The organism is Leptospira meyeri, assembly GCF_004368965.1.
In the GTDB taxonomy this organism is placed as follows: Bacteria; Spirochaetota; Leptospiria; order Leptospirales; family Leptospiraceae; genus Leptospira_A; species Leptospira_A meyeri.
The window spans coordinates 546,128-567,728 of the sequence record NZ_SORO01000001.1; the positions used below are offsets into that span (position 1 = coordinate 546,128).

Consider the following 21,601-nt stretch of genomic DNA (forward strand, 5'->3'; position numbering starts at 1 on the left):
GAATCATCCTTGAGATCTTTTTTTTTCTCTTAAATCACCTACAGTTGAATCTTGACTAATCCAGATAATTCAAAAGTCGTCTATCAATACTACTAGGCAAAAAATCCCAAAGGTATCTTTAATCCAATTTATCAACTGCATAAAGATGTCAGGAGAAATCAGGAAAAAATTCAAGTATAAATAGAGATTAATCCCTTATCGAAAGTATCAGAATGGTATTTTCGCCAAATAAAATCAATTTGATCAAACGAAGTTATACTTAAGGAACGGGAGCTGGTTCAATAGAACCTTCTTCCGCTTTCGGTGCCGTTCCACCTAATTGATTCAAGTTGGGAAGATCCACTTTTGGTGAAGAAAATGTACCACGAATCGGGATACAAGTTTTGCCCCCTTCCTGCGGAAGTAAGGCAACCATACCCACTAAATCTTGGCGTTCCTGGGCAAATTTCTCAGTTAAAGTAAAACAAACCTTAAGATCCAATTGCGAAAAAGAAAAAGTGTCTGAAAGACGAATCACACCTTGGAATTGAAACTTGGCAAGAGAAGATTCCAAACTTCCTCGCTCCAAAAGTAATTTACCCGAACGAATTTTAAATACAATGTTCGCCTTACGGATATCAGTTCCTTTCAAACTTCCAAGGAATGGAATCTCTGCAGATTCCTTGATTTTTCCTCCAGAAAGGTCAATCTCCCCTTCACCATTCCATTTTGTAATTTTGTCATCTATCGATGATAAACGAAGAGGAATGTCTAGAGTTTGAATGCTCATGGCCCATTCGCTACCTTCAAAACTAAAATACCCGATGTTGGCATCACCTTCTAATCGAGATTGCAGAAGTCCAAAAAGAGATACACCTAAACTAATTTCTTCTGCCTTAATAGAAGTCCCAGTTGGAAAACTAGCGACAAAACTATCGAACGACTTTCTTCCAATCATAGGAAAGTGAATTTCTTTGGCATCCATAAAGACACCGGTTTCTTTTCCAGTTTTAATCAGCAGTGAACGAACAATTTCATTTAAAGGAAAAATAAATAAAGTGAATATGAAAAAGGAAACAAAAGCAATCGCTATTAAAGTAAGTATTTGTTTGCGGTTGACTTTGGAATGTTCTTCATCCCCATCTTCATCAAACAAATCACCGTCATCTTCCAAGAGACTTTCCTGGATTTCTTGGTCTTCATTGTCTAGGAAATCTTCTTCCAACTCATTTTCTTTTGGCATATTATTTCCCTTTGGACAAACGACTATAGGATGAAACTTTTAAGTTTACATCATAAATTTCTTTTTCAGCAAATGGTTTTCGAAAACTAAGTAAATCTACCTTTGCTTGGATTTGTTTATTCTTTTCTATATCATAAACTAGTTTAATAATATCTTGCAAAAGCACTGACCGAAAGGATACATCGATGGTAATTTTGTTATAATCTTTTTGAATGACGTTACTTGTATCCTTCATCGTTTGGACTTTATCTTTGAGATTATAACGTATCAGAATTTGGTCCAGTTTCGAATACATGACACTCACATCTTCTTCGCTTCCACCAGACTGCAAACCACGTAAATAATTGTATTCCCGAATCACCCGATCGAGCTCCGTAGCCTGCGATCTAGTTTCAAAAATTTCTTCCGTTAAGCTATTTCTTAAGTCAGAAAAAAGTGTGATGATTGTATAAATTCCAAGTAAAGCAACAAAACTAATGAGTCCTGTGACTAAAACACGTTCTCTATCGTTGAGCCGATCAAACATTAAGGTTCATCCTTTGGAGTCACAACATCCATTTTGATTTTAAAACTGACTTTGAATTTGTTTACACCAGTAATGAGTCTTTTGTTTTGGATTTGAATATTCGTAAATTTTTCAGATTTTTCTAAAGCTGATTGGATAGTTCCAATTTCTCCAAATTCATTTACCCGACCATAAATTTGAATTTCCTTTTCTTCGAAATTAAACTGATCTAAAATAAACGGCAAAACATCCGGAGATGGAAATTGTTCCGTGACTTCATTTAAAACATCCAAAACACTTTCTTGAGAAAGAAAAAGCCGATAGATTTCTGTTTTTTTACGTTCTGCTTTTAATTTTTTACTAGCTGCATCAAGCGGATCTTCGTCTTCTCCCAGTTCTCCACCAATCCCGTTTTTATATTTTTCAAGTAACACTTGTTTATTTGCAGAAATTTTTCGTTTATCTAAAATAATTCCGATAATAAAAACTCCGAATAACAGGACAAGAGATATACTAACTAAAATTAAATGAGGTTTAAAGGCGGATAATTTAAATCGATTTGTGTGAATTCGTTTTGCAAACCCTGTTTCTAAAAAATTTACCCGGTTTCTGGATTCAAAATGGGTTCCGGTAGCTACTGCTGTCACAAAACTCGGATCTTCAATTCCTAAGAATTCATATCTTCCCGTTTTAATTCCTAATTTTTCTTCTAGATAAGCAGTAAGGCCGGGGTATAAACTCGCACCCCCAGATAAAAGAATGAGACTTGGTCTTTCAGTTTCAGGTAGGGAAAATACACTATTCTCCACTTCATGAATGAGTTGGTCTAGTTTTGCTAAAATAAATTTTCGAAGAGATTTCCATTGAACTGAAGTCATATGGAACCGTGAAAGAAAACTTGTTTCCTCTGTTTTTTCAACCGTTTCAAAAAGAAAACCAACAGGAAGAGATTCTTTAATGATTCGAGCATCTTCCAGTTCAATCTTTAACAAATTTGCAATCTCTAGGCTTACATCTTCACCACCAATATAAATTTGGCGGGTATGTCGAAGTTTTCCTTCAAACAGGACATTGAGAATGCTATACCTTCCGCCTAAATCAAGTTGTAAGATGGTTTGGTCGGCAAGTAACAACGGATAATTTTTTGTAACTAACGATGACAAAGCAAAAGAATCAAGAGACAAACAAGATAAAGAAAGATCTCCCTTGGCAAAGGGTTTTAACGCCCGAAGTAATTCAGAATGATGGACATTGAATGAAATAACCTCTGAGTTTTCTTTATTGGATCTCCATGTTTTACCAATGACTTCCAATTCCTCCATGGGATACGGAACCAGGTTTTCCACTTCAAAAGGCAAAACTTCTTGGATGGCTTTTTCTGAAACCAAAGGAACTGTGAGGTCACGTACAAAAAGATTATGGATTCCTAAATTAAGAAGAAAGCGGTTCTCTTCAGGAAAAAAACTTTGAATGAAACGGATGATATTGTATTCGAAGGGATCCCCTTCTGATTCGTCTAGTTCCACAACAGGAAGGCTTTCCGTTCGAAGGATCACAACTTTTCCAAGAACCTTTTTAAAAAGGACTCCTTTGAGAAACGTGGAACCATAATCGATTGCTAGGTATTGGTCAAATGATAACATAATTAATCTTCTGTATAGTATAACATTTGGTTGTTGGTAAGGTCAAAAAGACCCGAAACTTTCCGAACCACTTTATCCTTGATAATCCCAACCCCTGTGATTTTATAAACTTCGCCTTTGGTTTTGATACGCCCACCAGAGACATCAGTACCCTCTCCCGCCAGTTCCTTATACAGAGTGAGGTCCCCTGTTGTTTTGACTTGGAATTCTGGTTCGGTCTCCAGATCTTTCAATTCTTTAATATAGCCTCCTTTCTGCAACTTGAGTTTCAAAATTTTCATGGCTGCCTGTTTGGTCATAAAATCAGAAAGCGAAATAAGGACAAAATAGGGGGCTGTATTGATATTGATCCGATCATCGTAAGAATCGCCCGCAGGTAAATAAGCAGTGATATTATTGGAGAGCACATAATCTTTATCGGAACGAAGAGCTCTTTCCTCCTCCGTCATAAAGTCTTTGGAGTTATTTTTATCATAATCTTTTGGCTTTAAACTTTCATACACAACAGAACGATCAAATCCTTTCACACTCAAAAGCTCTGAAAGTGAATAGAGAGGAGCATTTTTGATTTTTCTCGGTGGAGAGAGTCTATTGTAATAGTACTGCTCGGCCCCTCCTCCTGTTTCCTGGTGATTTTCATCAATCCAGTCCAAAATCGGGAAAATCATCTCTCGTTTTAACCCAAACTGGTAAAAAAGACGGGTCACCATTTCAATCGTTCTTTGGTTGGGTTGGTCATCATATATCTTCACGAGAGAGTTGATATTGATTTTCCCATCTTCAGGACTCATGGTGTAATAAATGACACCGCCACCAAGTGGGATCGGAGGAGGATCCATTGCAAGACCAGATTGGTATAAAACCTCTTCTGGAATTTTTTTAAGTGCTCCGACTGCCCCCATAAACCCAGCTTTAGCGAGCATATGTGCACGAAATCCGTCCGCCTGCGAACGAGCGACCCGATATTCCGTCGCAGCATCTTCAAAGAATTTTGAAGCTGTGAATAATGATGCCGTACCTATGGCCATCACAAGGAGATAGACCATAAATCCTTTTTTGGCTTTTTTATTTGTAGAGGATAACCGGATGCGCCAGCGATTCATATTTAACAAATGCATTCCCCACAAGTGATATTATTTCAAACCGAATCAGTCTTGGAATTTTTTTGGTCGTACGGGAATTCCAATCATCAACCCATTTGTCTCCACGTTCCGAAAACTTCATTTGAAAACTCTTTACATTTTCTAACAATACATGTTCGACTCCACCCTGAGTCGGAAATGTATCAATCATTTCATCTTCCCTGCGAATGAGATAAGACAATCCATCCATTTTGGGATTAGGCATCTTTCGTAAATAAAAAGAAACTTCTCTGACAGAAGCCTGTCCTTCTTCTTCGGAATTAGGATTGGATGTTGCAAATACAATCCGGTCATTTCTTGTACCAGTCACCCCATCTTGTTTGCCTACAAACAAAATTCGTTTTTGGTTATCGATAAAATAAGTTCGTGCGAGTGTACCACGTATATTTTCCATTGCATACAAAATGTCTTTACGATTTGCTCCTTTGTTCGAAGCTCCTTTTTTGGAAATCTTATTCGCTGTATAAAATACAGAAAAAATTCCTGTAAAAATAACCGCCATAATCATCACAACAATGGAAATTTCTACCAGTGTGAATCCACGTTTCTGGCGATAAACAAACATTAGTATTTTGTACTCCTAAATGTTTCTACGCTATAAGTTTCTTTTTTGTTTCCATCCATATAAAAAATAGAAACCTTAACTCGAAATACTTTTAAAACCCCACCAGTTTCAAAACTTTTTTTCTGCCCCCTTTTTTTCATCAGGTCGCTAAGTCCAACATCCTTATCACCCAACATATCTTTCGGTGCTTTGTTTCGCAAAGCTTCCGCATTCGGACCACCAGCAAGTTTGAGAAGATCCATTTCTTCTTCTTTGATTTCGGTTTCGAAAGTGTATCCAGGAAAGGCATCAATGGAACCGCGAGAAGTATCCGTTTGCATGGTAGTGGATGAATCCACTTGTGCCATTTTAATCTTTGCCAAATGGACTGCATTGGCAAGTAATACGGCTTTTTTCTGATACGAAATTCCTTCTGCGATAAGAGAATATGTATAAGTCATGACCATAGCTGCCATTGCCATTGCAATTGTGACTTCAAAAAGAGTAAAAGCAGGACGAAGAGAACTATTTAGGAGGGGTTTTTGCATTTGAGTCTACCTGTTCATCTCTTTCGTCGAGCCCGTAGGAAATTTTTTGGATCTGATTTGTTTCTGGTTCAGGAAAGTATTCTGTTTTGTGGATTTTGACTTTTCCGCCGTAACGGTAGACTTGAATGGTTCTTTTAATTTCCGTATCGGAACCTACGTATAAAAACAAATCGGTAGTGGTACCTTGAGGAGTAAATACAATTCGAATTTTTCCTTCTGATTTTGGCTTACCACCTAAGTCTCGTACGCTGACAATTTTTGAATAAAATGGTAACGTTACTTTTTTTAGAATCGCTTCTTCTTCAAGTCCACCTTCCTCTCTTTTTAAAAGGAAAAACTGATATTCTCTTTTTTCAAAGTCGTATTGGAATAAAACGGCTTGGTTGGTAAGTTGGGCTTTGTTGTATCCGAATTTAAAAGATTCTTGTAACTTAACAGCAATATCTTCTGTAGAAGGAATGATGAGATTGCGGAGGGTACCTCCGACAATCACCATAATTAGACCAAGAATGGAAATTACAACGGCGATCTCAATCAGTGTGAGACCAACTCGTAATTTCCTTTTGGTTTTCAAAACCGAAATTTTATCGGAAAGCGGCCGGGTAATCATCCGGTGAAAGGATATTGAAATCTTTATTTTTTCCTTCTCCACCTTCTTTTTTGTCTTCACCTAAAGTCAGAATTTGAGGAACAGCTCCTTCAAATTTTAAAACATAAGGCGTTTTCCACGGATCTTTTAGAACTGCTTTTTCACGAACAATGGGTTCGTAATCATCACCGATTTTATCGTCATCTGGTTTTTCGATGAGAGCCTGCAAACCTTGTTCTTCCGAAGGATATTTATCATACACTTCTAAATAACGTTCCAGTGCTGTTTTCAGAACAGCACTATCATTTTTAAGCTTCAATTTTTTTTCGCCTTCACCCCGGTTTCCGATACTGGAGTAAAGAATCGCCATAAGAGATCCTAAAATGAGCATTACCACGGTAATCTCGATTAGAGTTAGTCCCTCACGTATCTTTCTGTGTTTCCCTTTAGTTTTCATAAACTCTACATCCCCTGGATTTCTTGAGTTAGTTTGTACATTGGCGTCATAATAGCTGCCATGATTGTAAAAATAATTCCACCCATTACAATGATCATCATTGGTTCTAATGATTGGGTCAAAGATTTTATTGCCGTATCCACCTCGGATTCATAGATTTCCGAAAGTTTATTCATCATTTCGGGGACTTTGTCAGAGGCTTCCCCCGCACTGAGCATCCCAAGAACCATTTGGGGGAGGACTTGTGATCCTTGTAAAGAATCAGAAAGTTTTCCACCTTCTTTTATTTTGACTATGGCCGATTCAATTTCTTCCTTAAATACCGTATGTCCTACGACATCAGAAACAATGTTCAAAGAAACGATGAGAGGCACTCGGTTCAGAAGTAAAATTGATAAATTTCTAGCGAAATTCGAAACCAAAATTTTTCGAAGTAAGGTTCCAATCACCGGTAACCTTAATAAAAATTTGTCCCAAGTTTTTTTTCCTTCGCCTGAACTTTTCCATTTCATAAAACTGAGAAACCCACCTGCAATGGCTCCTAAAATTATAAACCAATAATTGGTGAGAACATAGGACAAAAAGATCACACTTCTTGTCAGGAGTGGAAGTTTGGCATCAAAGGAAGCAAACAACTGTTCAATTTGAGGAATGACCACAACAAGTAAGAAGATCGAAACACCTAACGAAAGTAATCCCATGATCATGGGATAAATCATTGCCACTTGGACTTTTGATTTTAATTCAGAAGATTTTTCCTCCAATTCGGCTAACCGGTGCAAGGTATTCTCGTAATTTCCGGTAGACTCACCAACTGAAATCAAACTAGGATATTGGTCAGGAAAGACTGTTTTGTGTTTTTTCATGGATTCGGAAAGGCTCATTCCTTCCGTGATGTCTGCTCGCATCTCAATCAAAACTTTTTTGAAGTAGATATTTTCCACTTGGTCAATGATGGAAAGTAAACACTTATCGAGTGGAATACCTGCACCAAGTAGTGTCCCTAACTGTTTACAAAATAATCCCACTTCTTTTCTGGGAATTCGGTATAATAATTTTGATAAAAAAGGAAAAAGTTCTCTTTCTTCCTTTTCGCGATCTTCCTGGATGGAGCGAACGTATAGACCTTTCGCCTTTAGTTTGTTACGTGCAGCCTGAAGGTTCGGGGCGTCGATAATATTTTTTTCTTCTTTGCCCTTTCTATTGAATGCAACGTAAGTAAATAGTGGCATAAAATTTAAGATACCCGAAGAACTTCTTCTGGGGTAGTTACACCCTCGATGACTTTATATTTGCCGTAATCTTGCAAGGTAGAAAGACCATTTTTAAGAGCGAGTTCCTTGATTCTATTGGAGTCGGCACCTTGTAAAATGGCACGTTTGATTTCATCATTCATGGTAAGAAGTTCATACAAACCAGTTCGCCCCTTGTATCCAGAATTTAGACAGGAGGAACAACCTTTCCCACGATACAAAACACCATTTTTTAGTTCTTTTCTTTGGATTCCAAGACCAGCTAAATCTTTATCAGTAGGTTTGTAACTTGTTTTACAATCCTTACAAATAACACGAACAAGACGTTGGGCCATAAAACCTAACACCGAACTTGTGATAAGGTAAGGTTCGATTCCCATATCCACAAGCCTAGTCACAGCTGAGGACGCATCATTGGTATGGAGAGTTGAAAATACTAAGTGACCAGTGAGGGATGCTTGGATGGCAATCCTTGCTGTTTCCTCGTCGCGGATTTCCCCTACCATTACCACATCCGGATCTTGACGAAGGATGGAACGAAGGCCCGCCGCAAAAGTTAAACCTATTTTTTCGTTCATTTGCATTTGCGAAATTCCATCCATTTGGTATTCCACTGGATCTTCGCAAGTGATGATGTTTCGTTCTTCTGTATTGATTTCAGAAAGCGCAGAGTAGAGAGTTGTTGATTTACCAGATCCAGTAGGACCCGTGACTAAAATAATTCCATAGGGTTTATAAATTAAATTTTTAAAATCATTTAAAATTTCTTTATTAAAACCCATTGTTTCGATCGAATACTTTTGATCTGTTTTGTTTAGGATACGCATTACGATACGTTCCCCAAATTGACATGGAATGATGGAAACCCGGACATCCACGTCCTTTCCCGCTAACCTAAGTTTGATTCTACCGTCTTGAGGCAATCGGTTTTCCGCAATATTCAAATTCGACATGATTTTGATACGAGTGGATATCCCCGCCAAATAGGATTTAGGTGGCGTAAGAACTTTTTGTAAAACCCCATCCACACGATACCGAACCACGACCGATTTTTCAAATGGTTCTACGTGGATATCAGAAGCTCTTTCAGAAACAGCTTGGGATAAAATCACATTCACCATCTTAATGATGGGAGCCTCATTGGATAAATCCAAGGCATCGGATTCAAAAGCATCGGAGAGATCTCCGAAACTTCCATCCATTTCATCCATCATCTCTTTCGCTTCGGCGGTGGTTTTGTCAAACTGAGAATGGATGATTCTCATAATTTCGTTTTCTGTGGCGAGAACGAACTGGATTTCGTATCCTTTTAAGAAGGACCTCATATCATCCATAGGATGGAGGTCCGTTGGATCACAAGTGGCAACGATTACTTTTTTGCCTTTGACAGAAACAGGAACAATTTTAGAACGTTGGACGAGTTTTAAGGGAATTTTTCCGAATACATCATCATTTCCAACAAACTCAAGTTTGTCGATAAACTCCATACGATGGAGTTTTGCTAATGCTTTTAGAATGTCAGTTTCAGAAGCGAGACCTTTTTTTTGAATGATATGAGTGATGGGAAGATTTGTTTTTTCCTGTTGTTTGGAAATATCTTCAAGATCCTTTATCGTCAGGATCCCATCTTCTAATAGAATTTGGCCTAAACTCTTTCTCATCGTAATTTCTTTTCTCGTTCGTCGACCATCCTTTCTTGTTCATTTTTCTTTTGGATGGTCATACGATCCGATTTATCGCGATCGTCGAGGATATGCGGAGTTAAAAATACCATTAAATTGGTTTTACGGTTTTGATTTGTAGTCCTACGAAAGAGTGTTCCAAGAAGTGGAATCTCTCCTAAAATGGGGATCTTTTGCACTTTCTTTTGTTTGTCATTGGAGAGTAATCCCCCAATCACAATGGTTTGGATATTGTCCACAACAATGGTTGTTTTGATATCTCGTTTGTTGAAGGTCGGGTTTCCACCCGTCGCTTCGGAAGATATCCCCGCTACGTTTTTAATCTCTTGGTAAAGATCTAAAGTGATGCGGTTATTTTTATTAATATGTGGAGTGAATTTAAGTTTAATCCCTGTTGGGCGATATTCAAAGTTGGCAACCGTGACAGCATTGTCCCCGCCAAGACCGGCATTACGGTTTTGTGTTCTCACGGGAACATCTTGCCCCACATTGATCTCTGCCTCTTGGTTGTCCAAAGTTAAAATCTGAGGAGCAGACAATACATTGAAATTTTCATTAGTGGAGTTTGCGTTTAAGATACCGATGATTTGTTGACCACCACGACGAATAAAACCAAGTGAAAATCCTGATAGAGTGTTTACGTTTGTCGGTCGGCCGTTTTTATCGATGACCCCACCCGTAGCCGCAAGACCAGTGTTAAACTGTCCATAGGCCAACTCTTGGTAACGCCAATCAATACCGAAGTCATTAAGATCAGTAGACGTAAGCTCTACGATCAGGACCTCAAGTAACACTTGTTTTCTGGGAGTATCGAGAATTTTTATAATTTTTTTAATTTCTTCCCATTCTTGAGGTGTTGCCGTCACAATCAGTGAGTTGGACTCTTTATGAGCCACAGCTTTGATTTTATCTTGTTTGCCTGGGACTTTGGCTTGCTGTGCGACAGGTTGTGGAGGTGGATTCGGTTTTCCGTCAGGTCCGGTTTCACCTGGTTGTCCACTTGGTGCCGGAGCCGTTGGTGCATCTGGCATATCCAACTTGACGAGTATGGCGGCAAGTTTTTCTGCTTCGTTGTATTCCAAAGTGTAAATATGAATATCACCTGCAGAAGAAATGGAACCTGGCCCATCCACTCTGATATCCAAGTTGTCCACTAACTTCAGTAACTTATTGATATCAGAGGTAGAACCGGAAAAAATCAATGTGTTTTGGTTTTTCGGAATGATGATATCTGTATCGGGAGAAGTAACCCTTTTGAGGATGGGTTCCAATTCCACAGCATTTGAGAATTCTAAGGGAACAATTTGTGTGATGGTTTTATTCAGTGAAACTTCTGATTCAGAAACAGGATCTTTTCCAATCCGAACAATTGGAGACTTAGCAAGTGCATCTTTGATCTTGACTACTTTGATAAGGTCATTTTCTTCGATCAGACCAAAACCTTGTGTTTCTAAAACGGACTTCATAAATCCGTAGGCATCTTCGATTTTCACTCGTTTCTGAGAAATGATGGTTACTTTTTTTCCTTTGACAGCATCATCAATCAGGATGTTTCTTTTGATGATCGCACTCATACCCATTAGGAAATCTTTGAGTTCAGTATCTCTCCAATCGGCAGTAAAACTTGCAGGCTCAGGAGAAGATTTCGCTTTGGGTTTTCCCTTTTCTTGAGAAAAGCCTGGTGTCACAAATACATAAAGGCAAATGCTAAGTACTACTAAAGGAAGACGATTTCTCATTTTAATTCCGAATGATAAATTCATATGTGATTATTTTGCCTTGTCTCTCTAAATCCACTGTAATTTTCGGAGCTTGTTTGATCGAACCCCAAATTTCCAACATTTTCTCTGTTTCGTTCAGTGGCATTCCATTGACACGTTTGATGATATCCCCACCACGAGCACCGAGGGAATAAAATACATGGTCTTTCGCCACCTGATAGATCTTGTAACCCTCGATCTTTCCGTCTACCAAATGAGGGCCAAACCTTGCATTTTTATAAATAGTATTCGGGTCCTTCAATTTCCTGTTTACGTCTTCTCGGGAAAGAACTTTTTGAACCGTTTGGCTGGATGGCCCTAAATTCGAAACGGCTGCGGCATCTTTAGGACGGATTCGTTCTTTGGCTTGGGCCGGAGTTTCTCCAATATTCACCCGGAGACTAAGCCCACCTTTTTTTAAGACCACATAATGTTGTTCAATGGTCTGGACTTTGTATCCGCCCACCATTTCACCTGTTCCATATTCTTCTGAATCGTTGTTTTGTTTTTCACGGATCGTCACCCTTGCAAATGACCAATGCCCAGAAAGAGTCCCGGTGACAAGCATCTGGTCATCCTCTCCATTGTCTTGAGCAATTTCAGGATCAAGTGGTGTACCATCTGCCCCACGTTTGGTGGTATCATTTGGATCATAAACTTGGCCACGAATCAAATTTCCAGTGACGATGTCTTCGTAAGTACTCACGGCCAATATAACTTCTTGGCGCATCTGTTTGGGACGAGTGTTGCTTGCGGCACTAATCCCGGTTTCTGTGGAAAACAAAAGGAGAAGGACTAACTTCAATAAGTATGCAAGAGAAAAGGAAAAGAGTAAAACCGCCGGAATCAATGTCAAAAACTGACTCGACTGGATTCTTTGAAGGATTAGATTCATGCTCCCCACAAACCGGAGAAAAACTCCGATTACATTCCGGCTACTTCAGATTTAGGGAGCCTTGTGACTTGTTTTTCCGTGATGCTTAGAGCTGATTCAGGATTCATAATTTTCCCGTTTCGAAACACTTCAAAATGCAAATGTGCTCCTGTTGCAGTTCCCGTCCTTCCGACAAGGGCAACAACACGACCCATCTTCACCGTTTCCCCAACCTCAACTAAAATCTGTGAACAATGGGCGTAAACCGTTTTATACCCATTTTTATGTTGGATGGTAACCGAATTTCCATACCCACCGTTGCGACCAGTAAAAACCACTTCCCCATCGGCTGCAGATAAAACGGGAGCTCCTACTTTGGCTGCAAGGTCAAGGCCCGTATGATACACTCGATTGTATTTATTAAATGGATCCACACGTCGTCCAAACCGGGACGTCACTCGACTTTGCGGTACAGGCATAATGAAGATTTTTTTGAGAACCACACGAGAAGAAGAAGCATTTTTCACTTGGACAGGAACTTCCAAAACTTGGCCAATTTTCAACTGGTCACTTGTAAGCCCATTGTGTTTCTTTAATTTGGATAATTCAATGGAAAAGGAACGAGCAATCTTTGATAGGTTGTCTTTTTTTTGTACTGAATATTTTTTTACAATGATCCCAGATTCGTGGACCACTGTGTTACTCACAACCGGAGACACGTCAATGTATTTGGGTAAATCAAGAGAGGCAAGTTCCATTTCTTCTTCATCAGAGGAAACGTTGACACCAGCAGAAAAGAGTTTATGAACTTCTGTTTCTTGTGATTGGGAGCCAAAAAGACGAAACATCCCAGATTCTCCGCCGGGGAGAGACTCATTGATTTCAGAATGGATTTTTTGGAAAGGGTTAGCTAAAAGCCCGGAACCAGAAAGAACCAAAAGAGAAAATGTTACCAACCGGAGGACTTTCACTATTAAAATATCGGGATTAGAGGGGAAGAATCTTGAACAAGAAACAAAGAAAGAATGAAAACGAAATACTTGCGACAATGGAAACTTCCCAAACCTTTATTTCTTTGTTTTTTTGACACTGGGCTCGACAAGAGTAAATTTTTTCGAAACCCACTCCTCTACATCTTCCAAGTCATACTGCTTCTTTTTTATATCATCATTGATGATATAGGCTGCCAATTTTCCCAAAGAAGACTCTCTAGACTCCGCTACGGGATACACCTTTAATTTCAAAAGTGAAGGTGTGGATTCGATATAAATCTTAACAAGAGTCCCTTTCTTCCAAACTTCCGTTTGGGAGAATTTAATCTCCTCTTGTAAGGCATATGTTTTCCCATCATAGTACTCATTGATTTCCCTTAATCTTTCTTTTTTAATCAACCTTTGAGAACAATGACTGAACACAAGGAGAAGAACGAAGGGAACTACACGAATGATACTACAATTCAAAGCAAACTCTCAGGAAAAGTCACCATGATGCCTCATTTATGAAAAGTCTTTTTTATTTTTTGGCCCAAAAGAGGTAAGAGACCACCCCTCTTCGTCGTGATCCCCAAACGCGCAGAAGTTGGTAGCCTGTTATACGAATGGAATGGGACAAAAGAAATCCAAGTAGAGGTAGGAATCCGGCGAGGACTTCCTCATTTCCAAATCTTGGGTTCTGCCACCCTATCCACCAAAGAATCTAAAGATCGTATCCGCTTGGCTCTGGAGGCTACCGGATACCAGTTCCCACTCGAAACCATCATCATCAATTTAAAACCTGCTCATATCCCCAAAAGGATGGTTTGTTTAGACCTGGCCATTTCTGTTGGAATCCTCCTAGCAACAGACCAAATCCAAATTCCCGAAGGGCAGGTTCTATTTTTAGGCGGGTTGGGACTGGACGGTTCGATTCTCGGAGGAAAGGAGCTTTTGCCCTACCTTTGGCAAAACCAGAGCCCAAAGGGTGCTAGCCTCTGCCTCCCTCGTTCTTTAGAAAAAGAGACCCTACCCGAAGGGCAGTATTACTTCCTCGAACACCTGGATGATCTTCGCAAACTAAAACTCTCTTTACCCGACACGAGGGATCTTCCCTCTCCTCCTTCAGAGCCTCTCACTTGGAATGAAGTACTTTTAGATCCTTACCAAATGAAAGTCTTCCAAGGGCTTTTGTATTCTATCCTTGGAAAACACCATAGCCTTCTTTTGGGTAGCCCAGGTTCCGGAAAAACAATGCTCCATAGAATGTTGGAGTCCCTATTGCCTTCTAAAGAAACAAGAGACCAAAAGAACCAAGGGATTTGGACTTTAGAAGGAGAATTTGAAATTCCTTCTAACAAACGTCCTTTTCGTTCTCCTCACCATTCCGCAACAGAAGTGGGGCTCGTGGGAGGTGGACTTCCTTTCCAACCAGGTGAAATCTCAAAAGCATTCGGAGGGATTCTATACTTAGATGAAGCATTGGAATTCAAAGACAGGATTTTAGAAAGCCTCAGAATGCCCATGGAAGATTCCTATTTGGAAATTGTTAGGATGAACGAAAAAACGAAACTTAATACTGATTTTACTCTGATGTTATCAGCAAACCCCTGCCCTTGTGGAAACTATCACAGTAGGCAGACTTGTCATTGTTCGCTACAAAGGATTCGTTTGTATTTACAAAAAATCAGCGGTGCTTTTTTAGACAGAATCACCATCTTTCAAACGTTATTCGAAACAACAAATGATCGATGTATCAAATTAGAAGAATTTAAAATGAGACAAATTCTATTAGAAAGATTTGAATTTCGAAAGACAAATCTCATTACAGAAGAAGAAGAGAATAAAATTCAAAAAATTTTGGATACAGAAAACCAAACCAAACAACTGTCCTTACGAAAGAAAAAACAAATCATTTCTTTAGCAAGAACCATTGCGGATTGGAATCTATCCTCCCGAACCAAGGAAGTACATATTTGGGAGGCCGTGGATTATTGTATCGGATACCAATGGATTTATAGTTTGGGCTAATTACTTAGAAATAAAATGCGAAATTTCCATCGCAATTTTATTGATCGCATAATCCATATAAGCTGGATCATCGATTTTCTTTTTGTAATTTTCGAATTTTTTCTGGATGGTAGAAGCCATCCCCCGTTTCCGGAGTAATACCGGATCTGGACCAAATTCATCGGTTTCTGCTAAATTCCCAAAAATACTAAATTGACTCATGTGGTTACTTCCTTGTAACAATCAAACTCTCATCCTTGAGAGCGTTTTCCCTTATGGGATACATGAACAATCGGCCCAGTACAAAAATCCCTTGATGAAGTATTTAAAAGATTGAAGAATAAAAACGCACTTCCTTTTTTTCAGTTATATGGATCAAATTAAACGAAGGTGTTAGGTGATAAAAAGCAGGAATCTCTTTCAGTAAATAGTAATATACCTTCCGCATTCGCTTGCGTTTTGTCTCATGAAAACATTCCAAAGGATGAAAACCACTGCGTTCGTCCCAAGTTTTGACTTCTGAACAGTGAAGAGAATGGTTCTGGATGCTAATTATGTCTAATTCGCCAATAGACTTTCTGTAATTCTGAAAGATTACGGTATGCCCTAAAGATTCCAAAAAAACAACGGCCAAACCTTCTCCCAGTCGTCCCAGCTCGGTTTTTTTGGACATTTCTCAGATCTCCTTAAAAGATCAGTAAATTTGCGAAAACGGAATGGCTTTTTGTATGTAGAGATTGAGGTCTTTCATTAGGTCCACAAATTCTAAATGTTTAAGGCGTTTGCCTTCTGCATCTTTTGTGACTCGAATGACGGGGCGAAGAGGTTTATCTTTATTGGATTCAATGACCATACCCATTCTTAGGTCAGAAAGGACTACGCCTGACCCCACAGGAAACATAGAAAGTTTATTTAAAAACAATCTTACCATTTTTAAATCAAAACGGTTCACGTTTTCGCTGATCATAATCTTCATTGCTTCGTAAGGAAGGATCGCTTGTCTGTATGGTCGTGGGTGGATCATGGCAGCAAATTGGTCAGCAATCATAAACACTTTTGTGAGTTCCTCGATTTGGTTTGCGAGTATTTTCTGAGGATATCCAGATCCATCCACAGCCTCATGGTGTTGTAATGCAACAATCGCAAGAGAGTTTTTTAATTTTAATCTTTGGGTAAGGATTTGGTAACCAGTGACCGGATGTCGTTTGATGGTTTTTAAATCTAATTCAGAGAGATTTCCTTTTTTTTCGGAAACTTCTTCTGGAACTGTGACCATTCCGATGTCGGCAAAAAGAGAAGCTAAGGCCAAATCAATAAGTTTGGGTCTGGAAAATTCTAAAAAGTTTCCGAGCATCACTGAGAAAAACGTCGCATAACAGATGTGAGTATATAAATAATACCCTGAATGAGAATGGGACAAAAGTAAAATGGGAATTTGAGCGTTGGCTTTTGTATGGTCTGCAATGCGCTCGGCGATCTCACGAAACTCTCGAATCTCCGTATAACGACCTTCCGAAGCTGATTTATAAGTTTTTTGCACCAAATCAAAACAGTCTTTAAAAACAGCGTTGAACTCAACCTTTGTGGTATTGGTTTTTTCTAATAGATACTTAAAACGTGTAGAATTTTCATCATCTTGGTAAAAAGGAAGGTTGGTATCAAAATACCCAGGACCTCCTCCTGCAGTAGCTTTTTCACCTGCTTCCGCCATTACCTTTTCTCCATCCGTTAGGACAAAGCTGATGCCAAATTGAACCAAGCGGTCTAAGTCTTGTTGTGTAATGGGTTGGTCTGCACCAACAAAAACTGTGTCTTTATCTAAATAAATTGACTTAGTAAACTTCGAGCCAGGTTCTAAGTCTCGAATGGAGATTTTCCGCATAATTGCGTAAATCCTAGTAAGAAGCGTAGAAACTTCAATTGTTTTTCTTTTGTCTCTCCAAAACAAGAATTCGAAACACTGCTGCCACTGCTTCATATAAATCCCTTGGAATTTCTTTCCCATTGGGGAGGTGATCTAAGGTTTGAATCATCACTTCATCTTGAATGATAAGAACACCTGACTTACGTGCGATACGAATCAAATTCTCAGCAAGTCGTCCTTCTGCCTTTGCAACGAGTTTCGGTGCCTTATGGCGAACCGGATCATAAGCAAGGGCTGCCATTTTTTGTTTCATCTATAATCACCGTTAAAGGATCCATCCTTCCAAGTTTCCATTTGCACCGAACGAATTTGGGGAAAGTCCCGAACCAGACCCACAAAAGACTTTGTGAAGTCCTCACCTTGGAATGACCTTTCTGTCGTGAGTTGCACGAGGATTGGTTTTTCTCTTTCAGGATCATAATGGAACTGGATTCCCATCGCACCGGTTTCTTTTGATTCCCAAAACACATAGAGAACCAAACCTTTGTTTTTCGGTTCGACAACCATTTGTAATGATTCTTTCGCATCAGGATCAATGTAAGAAAGAAAGTCAGAAAATCCGGTTTCTCCCAGTAAATAATTCCAAAGGGTTTTTAGATCCGAAACCTCAATCGTTTTCGAATCTGCTTGGACCGCCATCCACTGAGCCCAACGCAAACGATTCACTACTTTCCCTGGATTGGTTTGGACTTCCTGATCTAAACCTTTTGTTCGGAGAGAAATGGAAAGGTTAGAATCATTTTCTTTCAGAGCACCCGTCTTGGTCTTAGAACGAATGCTTTCCAATTGAAGGAGTCCTTGTTGTGACGTGCTAGTTTCTTTTGAGAAAAACTGATCTTTTCTCTGGTGGGTCAGTTTTCCAATAGAGAAAATCAGAGGCAGAGTGCTAAGATTAGAAAAGAGTGGGCTCACTCCCTTCCTTTCGGAGAAATTTACAAAAACTCAACCGATGGATGGGAGAAATTCCAAGTTTCATAAGGGCATCTCTATGTTCTTCGGTTCCATACCCTTTGTGTTTAGCAAACCCATACCCCGGATATTTTAAATCCATTTTTTCCATATATTCGTCTCGGTATGTTTTCGCAAGGATAGAAGCGGCTGAAATGGAAGGAATCAAGTCATCTCCTTTGGGAAGAGAAAAATATCCTTCAATGGGTTTTGTGATCTTTAGTTTATAATTTCCATCAGCGAGAAGAAATGGCCTAGCACCTAACAATTGGTTTACGACTAGACTTTCCTTTTCTTTGCCAAAAGAAGTGGTCGCATTCGAATTTTCATTCTCCTTTGTCTTGGATGCAAGTGGTGAGAATTGAGTCGGCAAACACCGGTTCATACCATAAAAAATGGCCTGATTGATATTAAACTGGTCAATGAATTTTGCGCTAACAAAAGTCACACGAAAATAATAAACATACTTTAGAATTTCAGTGCGTAATTCCAGTCGTTTGGGTTCAGGAATTTTTTTGGAATCGCGAAGCCCTTTTAGGATTTCACCGTTTTGGATTTTTTCTAAGGTTTGGAGGTCAAAGGAAACACAACCCACAGAAACTGGGCCGGCAAGTGTACCACGACCTGCTTCATCAAGCGAATAACAGGTCAGGTGAGGGATTTGAAATTCAGGAAAAAACGGTCGAGTGACGACCGTTTCAAAAGAAATTATGCGCTAGGTGCTTCTGCTGCTTTTGCTTGTGCAAGAGCGGCTTTAGAAGCCTCGTCCTGTCTCTTTTTGTCTTTGGCAACGATCGCTTGTCCGCCTTTTCTTTCTTTGATACGTCCGGCCTTTCCTTTTTTATCACGGAGATAGAAAAGTTTTGCACGACGAACAGATCCTTTACGAACGAGTTCAATCTTTGCAATTCTTGGGCTATGAAGTGGGAAAATTCTTTCCACTCCGATATCATAAGAAACTCGTCTTACAGTAAAGGTTTTACTTTGTGATTTGTTTGCAATGGAGATCACAATACCTTCGTAAACCTGAACACGTTCCTTTCCAGATTCAACGATTTTGTAGTGAACTTTTACAGTATCACCAATTTCGAAATTAAGTTCGTTCTTTGCTTCGTCTGCGAGTGCTGTTTCTAGAATCTGATTCATGGCTTCCTCTAAGAATGATTTCTTGTTTTGCGGTTTTTTTGCCGCCATTTCCGGATCTCTTCATGATGTCCACCAAGGAGCACATCTGGAACAGTCCAACCCATAAAATCATAGGGTTTTGTATATTGGGGGTATTCTAATTCTTCCGTTTCGTTGTGCGATTCTTCTAGAAGGCTTTCTTCTTTTCCCAAAAATCCCGGAACAAACCGAGATATGCAATCGGCAACAACGAGAGCAGCTAAATCCCCCGATGAAATAACATAGTTTCCAATGGCCACTTCCCTGTCAATTAAATGCTCCGTGACACGATGGTCGACCCCTTCGTAGTAGCCTGAGATGAAGGTTAGAGTCTCAGAGGACTCATAAATCTCACGAGCCAGCGTTTGGTTGAAAAGTTCCCCCGAGGGGCTGAGAAGGATGACCTTCCCTTTGTTTTCACCAAGAGATTCAAGGGCACGGTAAATCGGGCCCACTTGCAAAAGCATGCCCGGCCCACCCCCATAAATGGTATCGTCTACCTTTTGGTGTTTGTTGTCGGCAAAGTCCCTGAGATGGACAGTGTTGATTTCCACCACCCCTTGTTTTACCGCTTTTCCAGGGATTCCGGTATCAAAATAGGAAGTAATTTTTTCTGGGAAAAGAGTGATGAAATTAAACTTCAAACCACTGCTCCCAGCCTATGATTTCTAACGTTTTGGATTCTAAGTTCCAATCTCCCACAAACTGATGGAGGAAAGGAATGAGGACAGTTTCTCCTTCGCCGTTTTTTGGTTTTAGTTCCAAAATGGGATGAGCGGGGTTATCAATCACCTGTGTGATGACGTATTCCAGAGATGTATTGGTTTCTTTAGAGATGGCAAGGAGTCCCACTAAATCTTCTGTGTAAATTTCATCCGAGTTTGGTTTGGGTAGTTCGTCCCTTTTCCAGAGCAAAGAAAATCCACGGTATTTGATCACGGTTTCTGGTGTTTCAAAACCTTTTAGTTTTAAAAGGAAATGGTTTCCGTTGGGCCGAATCTCATCGATTTGGATCGTGGACTGGTTCCCACGAGGGTCTTCAACAGTGCAGGTAAGCGGTGGTTTTGCAGAACTTAGGGTGTCACCTTCTGTGAATACTTTGATGAACCCTTTGATTCCATGTGAGGATCCGATGACCCCCACTTTCACTAAACTTGGTTTAGTCGACAATTTCTAAAGTATAGTTTTTGCCTTGTTTGGTTCCGGCTGCTTGTAATACAGTTCGTAAAGATTTTGCAATCCTTCCGTTTTTCCCGATCACCTTACCTAGGTCTTTTGCTGCTACCCGAAGTTCGATCACTGTTTCTTCCTCTCCGGGGACTTGGTTGACAGCCACTTGTTCTGGTTGGTCAACGAGAGATGTAACGATATAACGAACTAAGGATTCCATGTATCAATTAACCTTTGAACTTTGACCAAACGTCGTCTTTTTTCAAAAGAGCAAGAACTGTATCAGTAGGTTGAGCACCTTTTTTAAGCCAAGAAAGAGTTTTTTCTTCATTGAAAGTTGCTTTTTTAACAGAGGAAGTGGATGGGTGAAAATGCCCAATCGCTTCAATGAACTTTCCGTCACGCGGAGCACGGATATCAGCTGCTACGATGCGATAGTGCGGGTCTGCTTTTGTTCCCGTTCTTTGTAATCTTAATTTAACCAAGGAAAAATACCCCTTTTATAGCGAGTTTTTTGAATAGGGACGATATGTCAAGAGCGAGTTCGAGCACTTGCAGCGAGATCCTTTAATTTTTTGCCCTGTGCATTTGGATCCCCTGTTTTATAGAGTCCAGAACCCACAACCGTGATATCCACACCAAGTTTTGCAAGCTCCTCCATATTTGATTCGTTCACACCCCCGTCCACTTCCAATTCAATATTGTAAGGTTTGGTAAGTTTCCGAACGGCAGCAATTTTTTCGAATCCCGATTTCACAAAGGATTGCCCATAAAATCCAGGATCCACAGTCATAAGGAGCACAAGATCCAAATACGGAAGGATTTGGGAGATGGATTCAGGCGGAGTTTGGGGATTGAGAGAAACTCCCACTTTGATTCCGGCCTTTCGGATCTCTTCCGCAAGTCTTACCGAGAAATTCGTAGTTTCAATATGGAAAGTAATACAATAAGGATTGAGGTCAAAGTATTTGGTAGCGTGAAGTTCTGGATTACTCACCATAAGGTGTACATCGAGAGGAATATCCGTATGGGATTTGACTTCCTTAGTAAAAGCCTCTCCGAAAGAAATTTGTGGGACAAAGTTTCCATCCATTACATCGATATGGATGAGGTCGATATTTTCTTTTTTGTAAGTGGGAAGCTCCTGTGAGAGTCCCGTAAGTTTTGCTGCGAGGATGGATGCAGAAATTTTCAT

At 39.7% G+C, this 21,601-nt stretch carries 27 protein-coding genes; 1 reads left to right on the plus strand and 26 read right to left on the minus strand.

The annotated features are described in order from the left end of the window. Window positions 1–259 precede the first annotated feature (259 nt). The 14 genes from gspN to CLV96_RS02620 all read right to left on the minus strand — a co-directional run bounded on the left by gspN (window position 260) and on the right by CLV96_RS02620 (window position 13,664). Window positions 260–1,222 carry a type II secretion system protein GspN gene (gene gspN / locus CLV96_RS02555; RefSeq protein ID WP_004788747.1) on the minus strand — a complete coding sequence of 321 codons (963 nt, stop codon included), beginning with the start codon at window positions 1,220–1,222 and terminating at the stop codon, window positions 260–262. Between the two features lies 1 nt (window position 1,223). After that, window positions 1,224–1,748 (minus strand): hypothetical protein, encoded by a 525-nt coding sequence (locus CLV96_RS02560; RefSeq protein WP_004789222.1) that lies wholly within the window; start codon window positions 1,746–1,748, stop codon window positions 1,224–1,226. Further along, entirely contained in the window at window positions 1,748–3,370 is a 1,623-nt protein-coding gene (gene pilM / locus CLV96_RS02565; RefSeq protein ID WP_004788992.1) for a cell division protein FtsA, read from the minus strand. The genes CLV96_RS02560 and pilM overlap by 1 nt, the downstream gene beginning before the upstream one ends. A gap of 2 nt (window positions 3,371–3,372) precedes the next feature. Next, on the minus strand, window positions 3,373–4,473 hold the full coding sequence (locus CLV96_RS02570) for a type II secretion system minor pseudopilin (protein WP_004788923.1): 1,101 nt from the start codon (window positions 4,471–4,473) through the stop codon (window positions 3,373–3,375). Further along, entirely contained in the window at window positions 4,436–5,077 is a 642-nt protein-coding gene (locus CLV96_RS02575) for a type II secretion system protein GspJ (RefSeq protein WP_004788790.1), read from the minus strand. The genes CLV96_RS02570 and CLV96_RS02575 overlap by 38 nt, the downstream gene beginning before the upstream one ends. Further along, the gene (locus CLV96_RS02580) at window positions 5,077–5,604 is read right to left on the minus strand and encodes a hypothetical protein (protein WP_004788817.1); all 528 of its coding nucleotides are present in this window, start codon (window positions 5,602–5,604) and stop codon (window positions 5,077–5,079) included. The genes CLV96_RS02575 and CLV96_RS02580 overlap by 1 nt, the downstream gene beginning before the upstream one ends. Beyond that, window positions 5,582–6,100: a hypothetical protein gene (locus CLV96_RS02585; protein ID WP_004788941.1), complete on the minus strand. Its 519-nt coding sequence runs from the start codon at window positions 6,098–6,100 to the stop codon at window positions 5,582–5,584. The genes CLV96_RS02580 and CLV96_RS02585 overlap by 23 nt, the downstream gene beginning before the upstream one ends. Before the next feature lie 88 nt (window positions 6,101–6,188). Continuing rightward, window positions 6,189–6,650 carry a type II secretion system protein GspG gene (locus CLV96_RS02590; protein WP_035983713.1) on the minus strand — a complete coding sequence of 154 codons (462 nt, stop codon included), beginning with the start codon at window positions 6,648–6,650 and terminating at the stop codon, window positions 6,189–6,191. Between the two features lie 5 nt (window positions 6,651–6,655). After that, window positions 6,656–7,882, minus strand: a complete 1,227-nt coding sequence (locus CLV96_RS02595; RefSeq protein WP_004789159.1) for a type II secretion system F family protein — start codon at window positions 7,880–7,882, stop codon at window positions 6,656–6,658. 5 nt (window positions 7,883–7,887) lie between these two features. Further along, the gene (gene gspE / locus CLV96_RS02600) at window positions 7,888–9,564 is read right to left on the minus strand and encodes a type II secretion system ATPase GspE (protein ID WP_004788730.1); all 1,677 of its coding nucleotides are present in this window, start codon (window positions 9,562–9,564) and stop codon (window positions 7,888–7,890) included. Then, a complete protein-coding gene (gene gspD, locus CLV96_RS02605; RefSeq protein ID WP_004788597.1) occupies window positions 9,561–11,324 on the minus strand; it encodes a type II secretion system secretin GspD in 1,764 nt (587 codons plus the stop codon). Before gspD ends, gspE begins: the two co-directional genes overlap by 4 nt. A 1-nt stretch (window position 11,325) precedes the next feature. Then, on the minus strand, window positions 11,326–12,240 hold the full coding sequence (locus CLV96_RS02610) for a hypothetical protein (RefSeq protein ID WP_004788349.1): 915 nt from the start codon (window positions 12,238–12,240) through the stop codon (window positions 11,326–11,328). A gap of 29 nt (window positions 12,241–12,269) precedes the next feature. Next, window positions 12,270–13,175 carry a peptidoglycan DD-metalloendopeptidase family protein gene (locus tag CLV96_RS02615; RefSeq protein ID WP_231292588.1) on the minus strand — a complete coding sequence of 302 codons (906 nt, stop codon included), beginning with the start codon at window positions 13,173–13,175 and terminating at the stop codon, window positions 12,270–12,272. 111 nt (window positions 13,176–13,286) lie between these two features. Continuing rightward, complete coding sequence (locus CLV96_RS02620; protein WP_081581582.1) at window positions 13,287–13,664, minus strand: type II secretion system-associated lipoprotein; 378 nt, start codon at window positions 13,662–13,664, stop codon at window positions 13,287–13,289. A gap of 111 nt (window positions 13,665–13,775) precedes the next feature. Here CLV96_RS02620 and CLV96_RS02625 point away from each other — a divergent pair, with 111 nt between their 5' ends. After that, complete coding sequence (locus tag CLV96_RS02625) at window positions 13,776–15,221, plus strand: ATP-binding protein (protein ID WP_004789209.1); 1,446 nt, start codon at window positions 13,776–13,778, stop codon at window positions 15,219–15,221. Here the strand turns inward: CLV96_RS02625 and CLV96_RS02630 are convergent, their stop codons facing one another. From CLV96_RS02630 to rpe, 12 genes are all read right to left on the minus strand, one after another. Continuing rightward, window positions 15,222–15,422, minus strand: coding sequence for a hypothetical protein (locus CLV96_RS02630; RefSeq protein ID WP_004788727.1), 201 nt, complete (start codon window positions 15,420–15,422; stop codon window positions 15,222–15,224). Between the two features lie 103 nt (window positions 15,423–15,525). After that, window positions 15,526–15,873, minus strand: a complete 348-nt coding sequence (locus CLV96_RS02635) for a YraN family protein (RefSeq protein ID WP_004788794.1) — start codon at window positions 15,871–15,873, stop codon at window positions 15,526–15,528. Between the two features lie 21 nt (window positions 15,874–15,894). Next, entirely contained in the window at window positions 15,895–17,082 is a 1,188-nt protein-coding gene (locus CLV96_RS02640; protein ID WP_004788917.1) for an HD-GYP domain-containing protein, read from the minus strand. A gap of 34 nt (window positions 17,083–17,116) precedes the next feature. Beyond that, the gene (locus CLV96_RS02645; RefSeq protein ID WP_004788294.1) at window positions 17,117–17,377 is read right to left on the minus strand and encodes an EscU/YscU/HrcU family type III secretion system export apparatus switch protein; all 261 of its coding nucleotides are present in this window, start codon (window positions 17,375–17,377) and stop codon (window positions 17,117–17,119) included. After that, window positions 17,374–18,036 (minus strand): hypothetical protein, encoded by a 663-nt coding sequence (locus CLV96_RS02650; RefSeq protein WP_004788689.1) that lies wholly within the window; start codon window positions 18,034–18,036, stop codon window positions 17,374–17,376. Before CLV96_RS02650 ends, CLV96_RS02645 begins: the two co-directional genes overlap by 4 nt. Further along, window positions 18,017–18,667 carry a ribonuclease HII gene (locus CLV96_RS02655; protein ID WP_004788555.1) on the minus strand — a complete coding sequence of 217 codons (651 nt, stop codon included), beginning with the start codon at window positions 18,665–18,667 and terminating at the stop codon, window positions 18,017–18,019. Before CLV96_RS02655 ends, CLV96_RS02650 begins: the two co-directional genes overlap by 20 nt. Before the next feature lie 113 nt (window positions 18,668–18,780). Next, window positions 18,781–19,218 (minus strand): 50S ribosomal protein L19, encoded by a 438-nt coding sequence (gene rplS, locus CLV96_RS02660; protein WP_035983844.1) that lies wholly within the window; start codon window positions 19,216–19,218, stop codon window positions 18,781–18,783. Between the two features lie 8 nt (window positions 19,219–19,226). Continuing rightward, window positions 19,227–19,880, minus strand: coding sequence for a tRNA (guanosine(37)-N1)-methyltransferase TrmD (trmD, locus tag CLV96_RS02665; protein ID WP_004788737.1), 654 nt, complete (start codon window positions 19,878–19,880; stop codon window positions 19,227–19,229). Next, a complete protein-coding gene (gene rimM, locus CLV96_RS02670) occupies window positions 19,870–20,406 on the minus strand; it encodes a ribosome maturation factor RimM (RefSeq protein ID WP_004788370.1) in 537 nt (178 codons plus the stop codon). The genes trmD and rimM overlap by 11 nt, the downstream gene beginning before the upstream one ends. Continuing rightward, the gene (locus CLV96_RS02675; RefSeq protein WP_002974362.1) at window positions 20,396–20,626 is read right to left on the minus strand and encodes a KH domain-containing protein; all 231 of its coding nucleotides are present in this window, start codon (window positions 20,624–20,626) and stop codon (window positions 20,396–20,398) included. The genes rimM and CLV96_RS02675 overlap by 11 nt, the downstream gene beginning before the upstream one ends. A gap of 7 nt (window positions 20,627–20,633) precedes the next feature. Continuing rightward, window positions 20,634–20,891: a 30S ribosomal protein S16 gene (rpsP, locus tag CLV96_RS02680; protein ID WP_002973959.1), complete on the minus strand. Its 258-nt coding sequence runs from the start codon at window positions 20,889–20,891 to the stop codon at window positions 20,634–20,636. Between the two features lie 47 nt (window positions 20,892–20,938). Next, complete coding sequence (gene rpe, locus CLV96_RS02685; protein WP_004788569.1) at window positions 20,939–21,601, minus strand: ribulose-phosphate 3-epimerase; 663 nt, start codon at window positions 21,599–21,601, stop codon at window positions 20,939–20,941.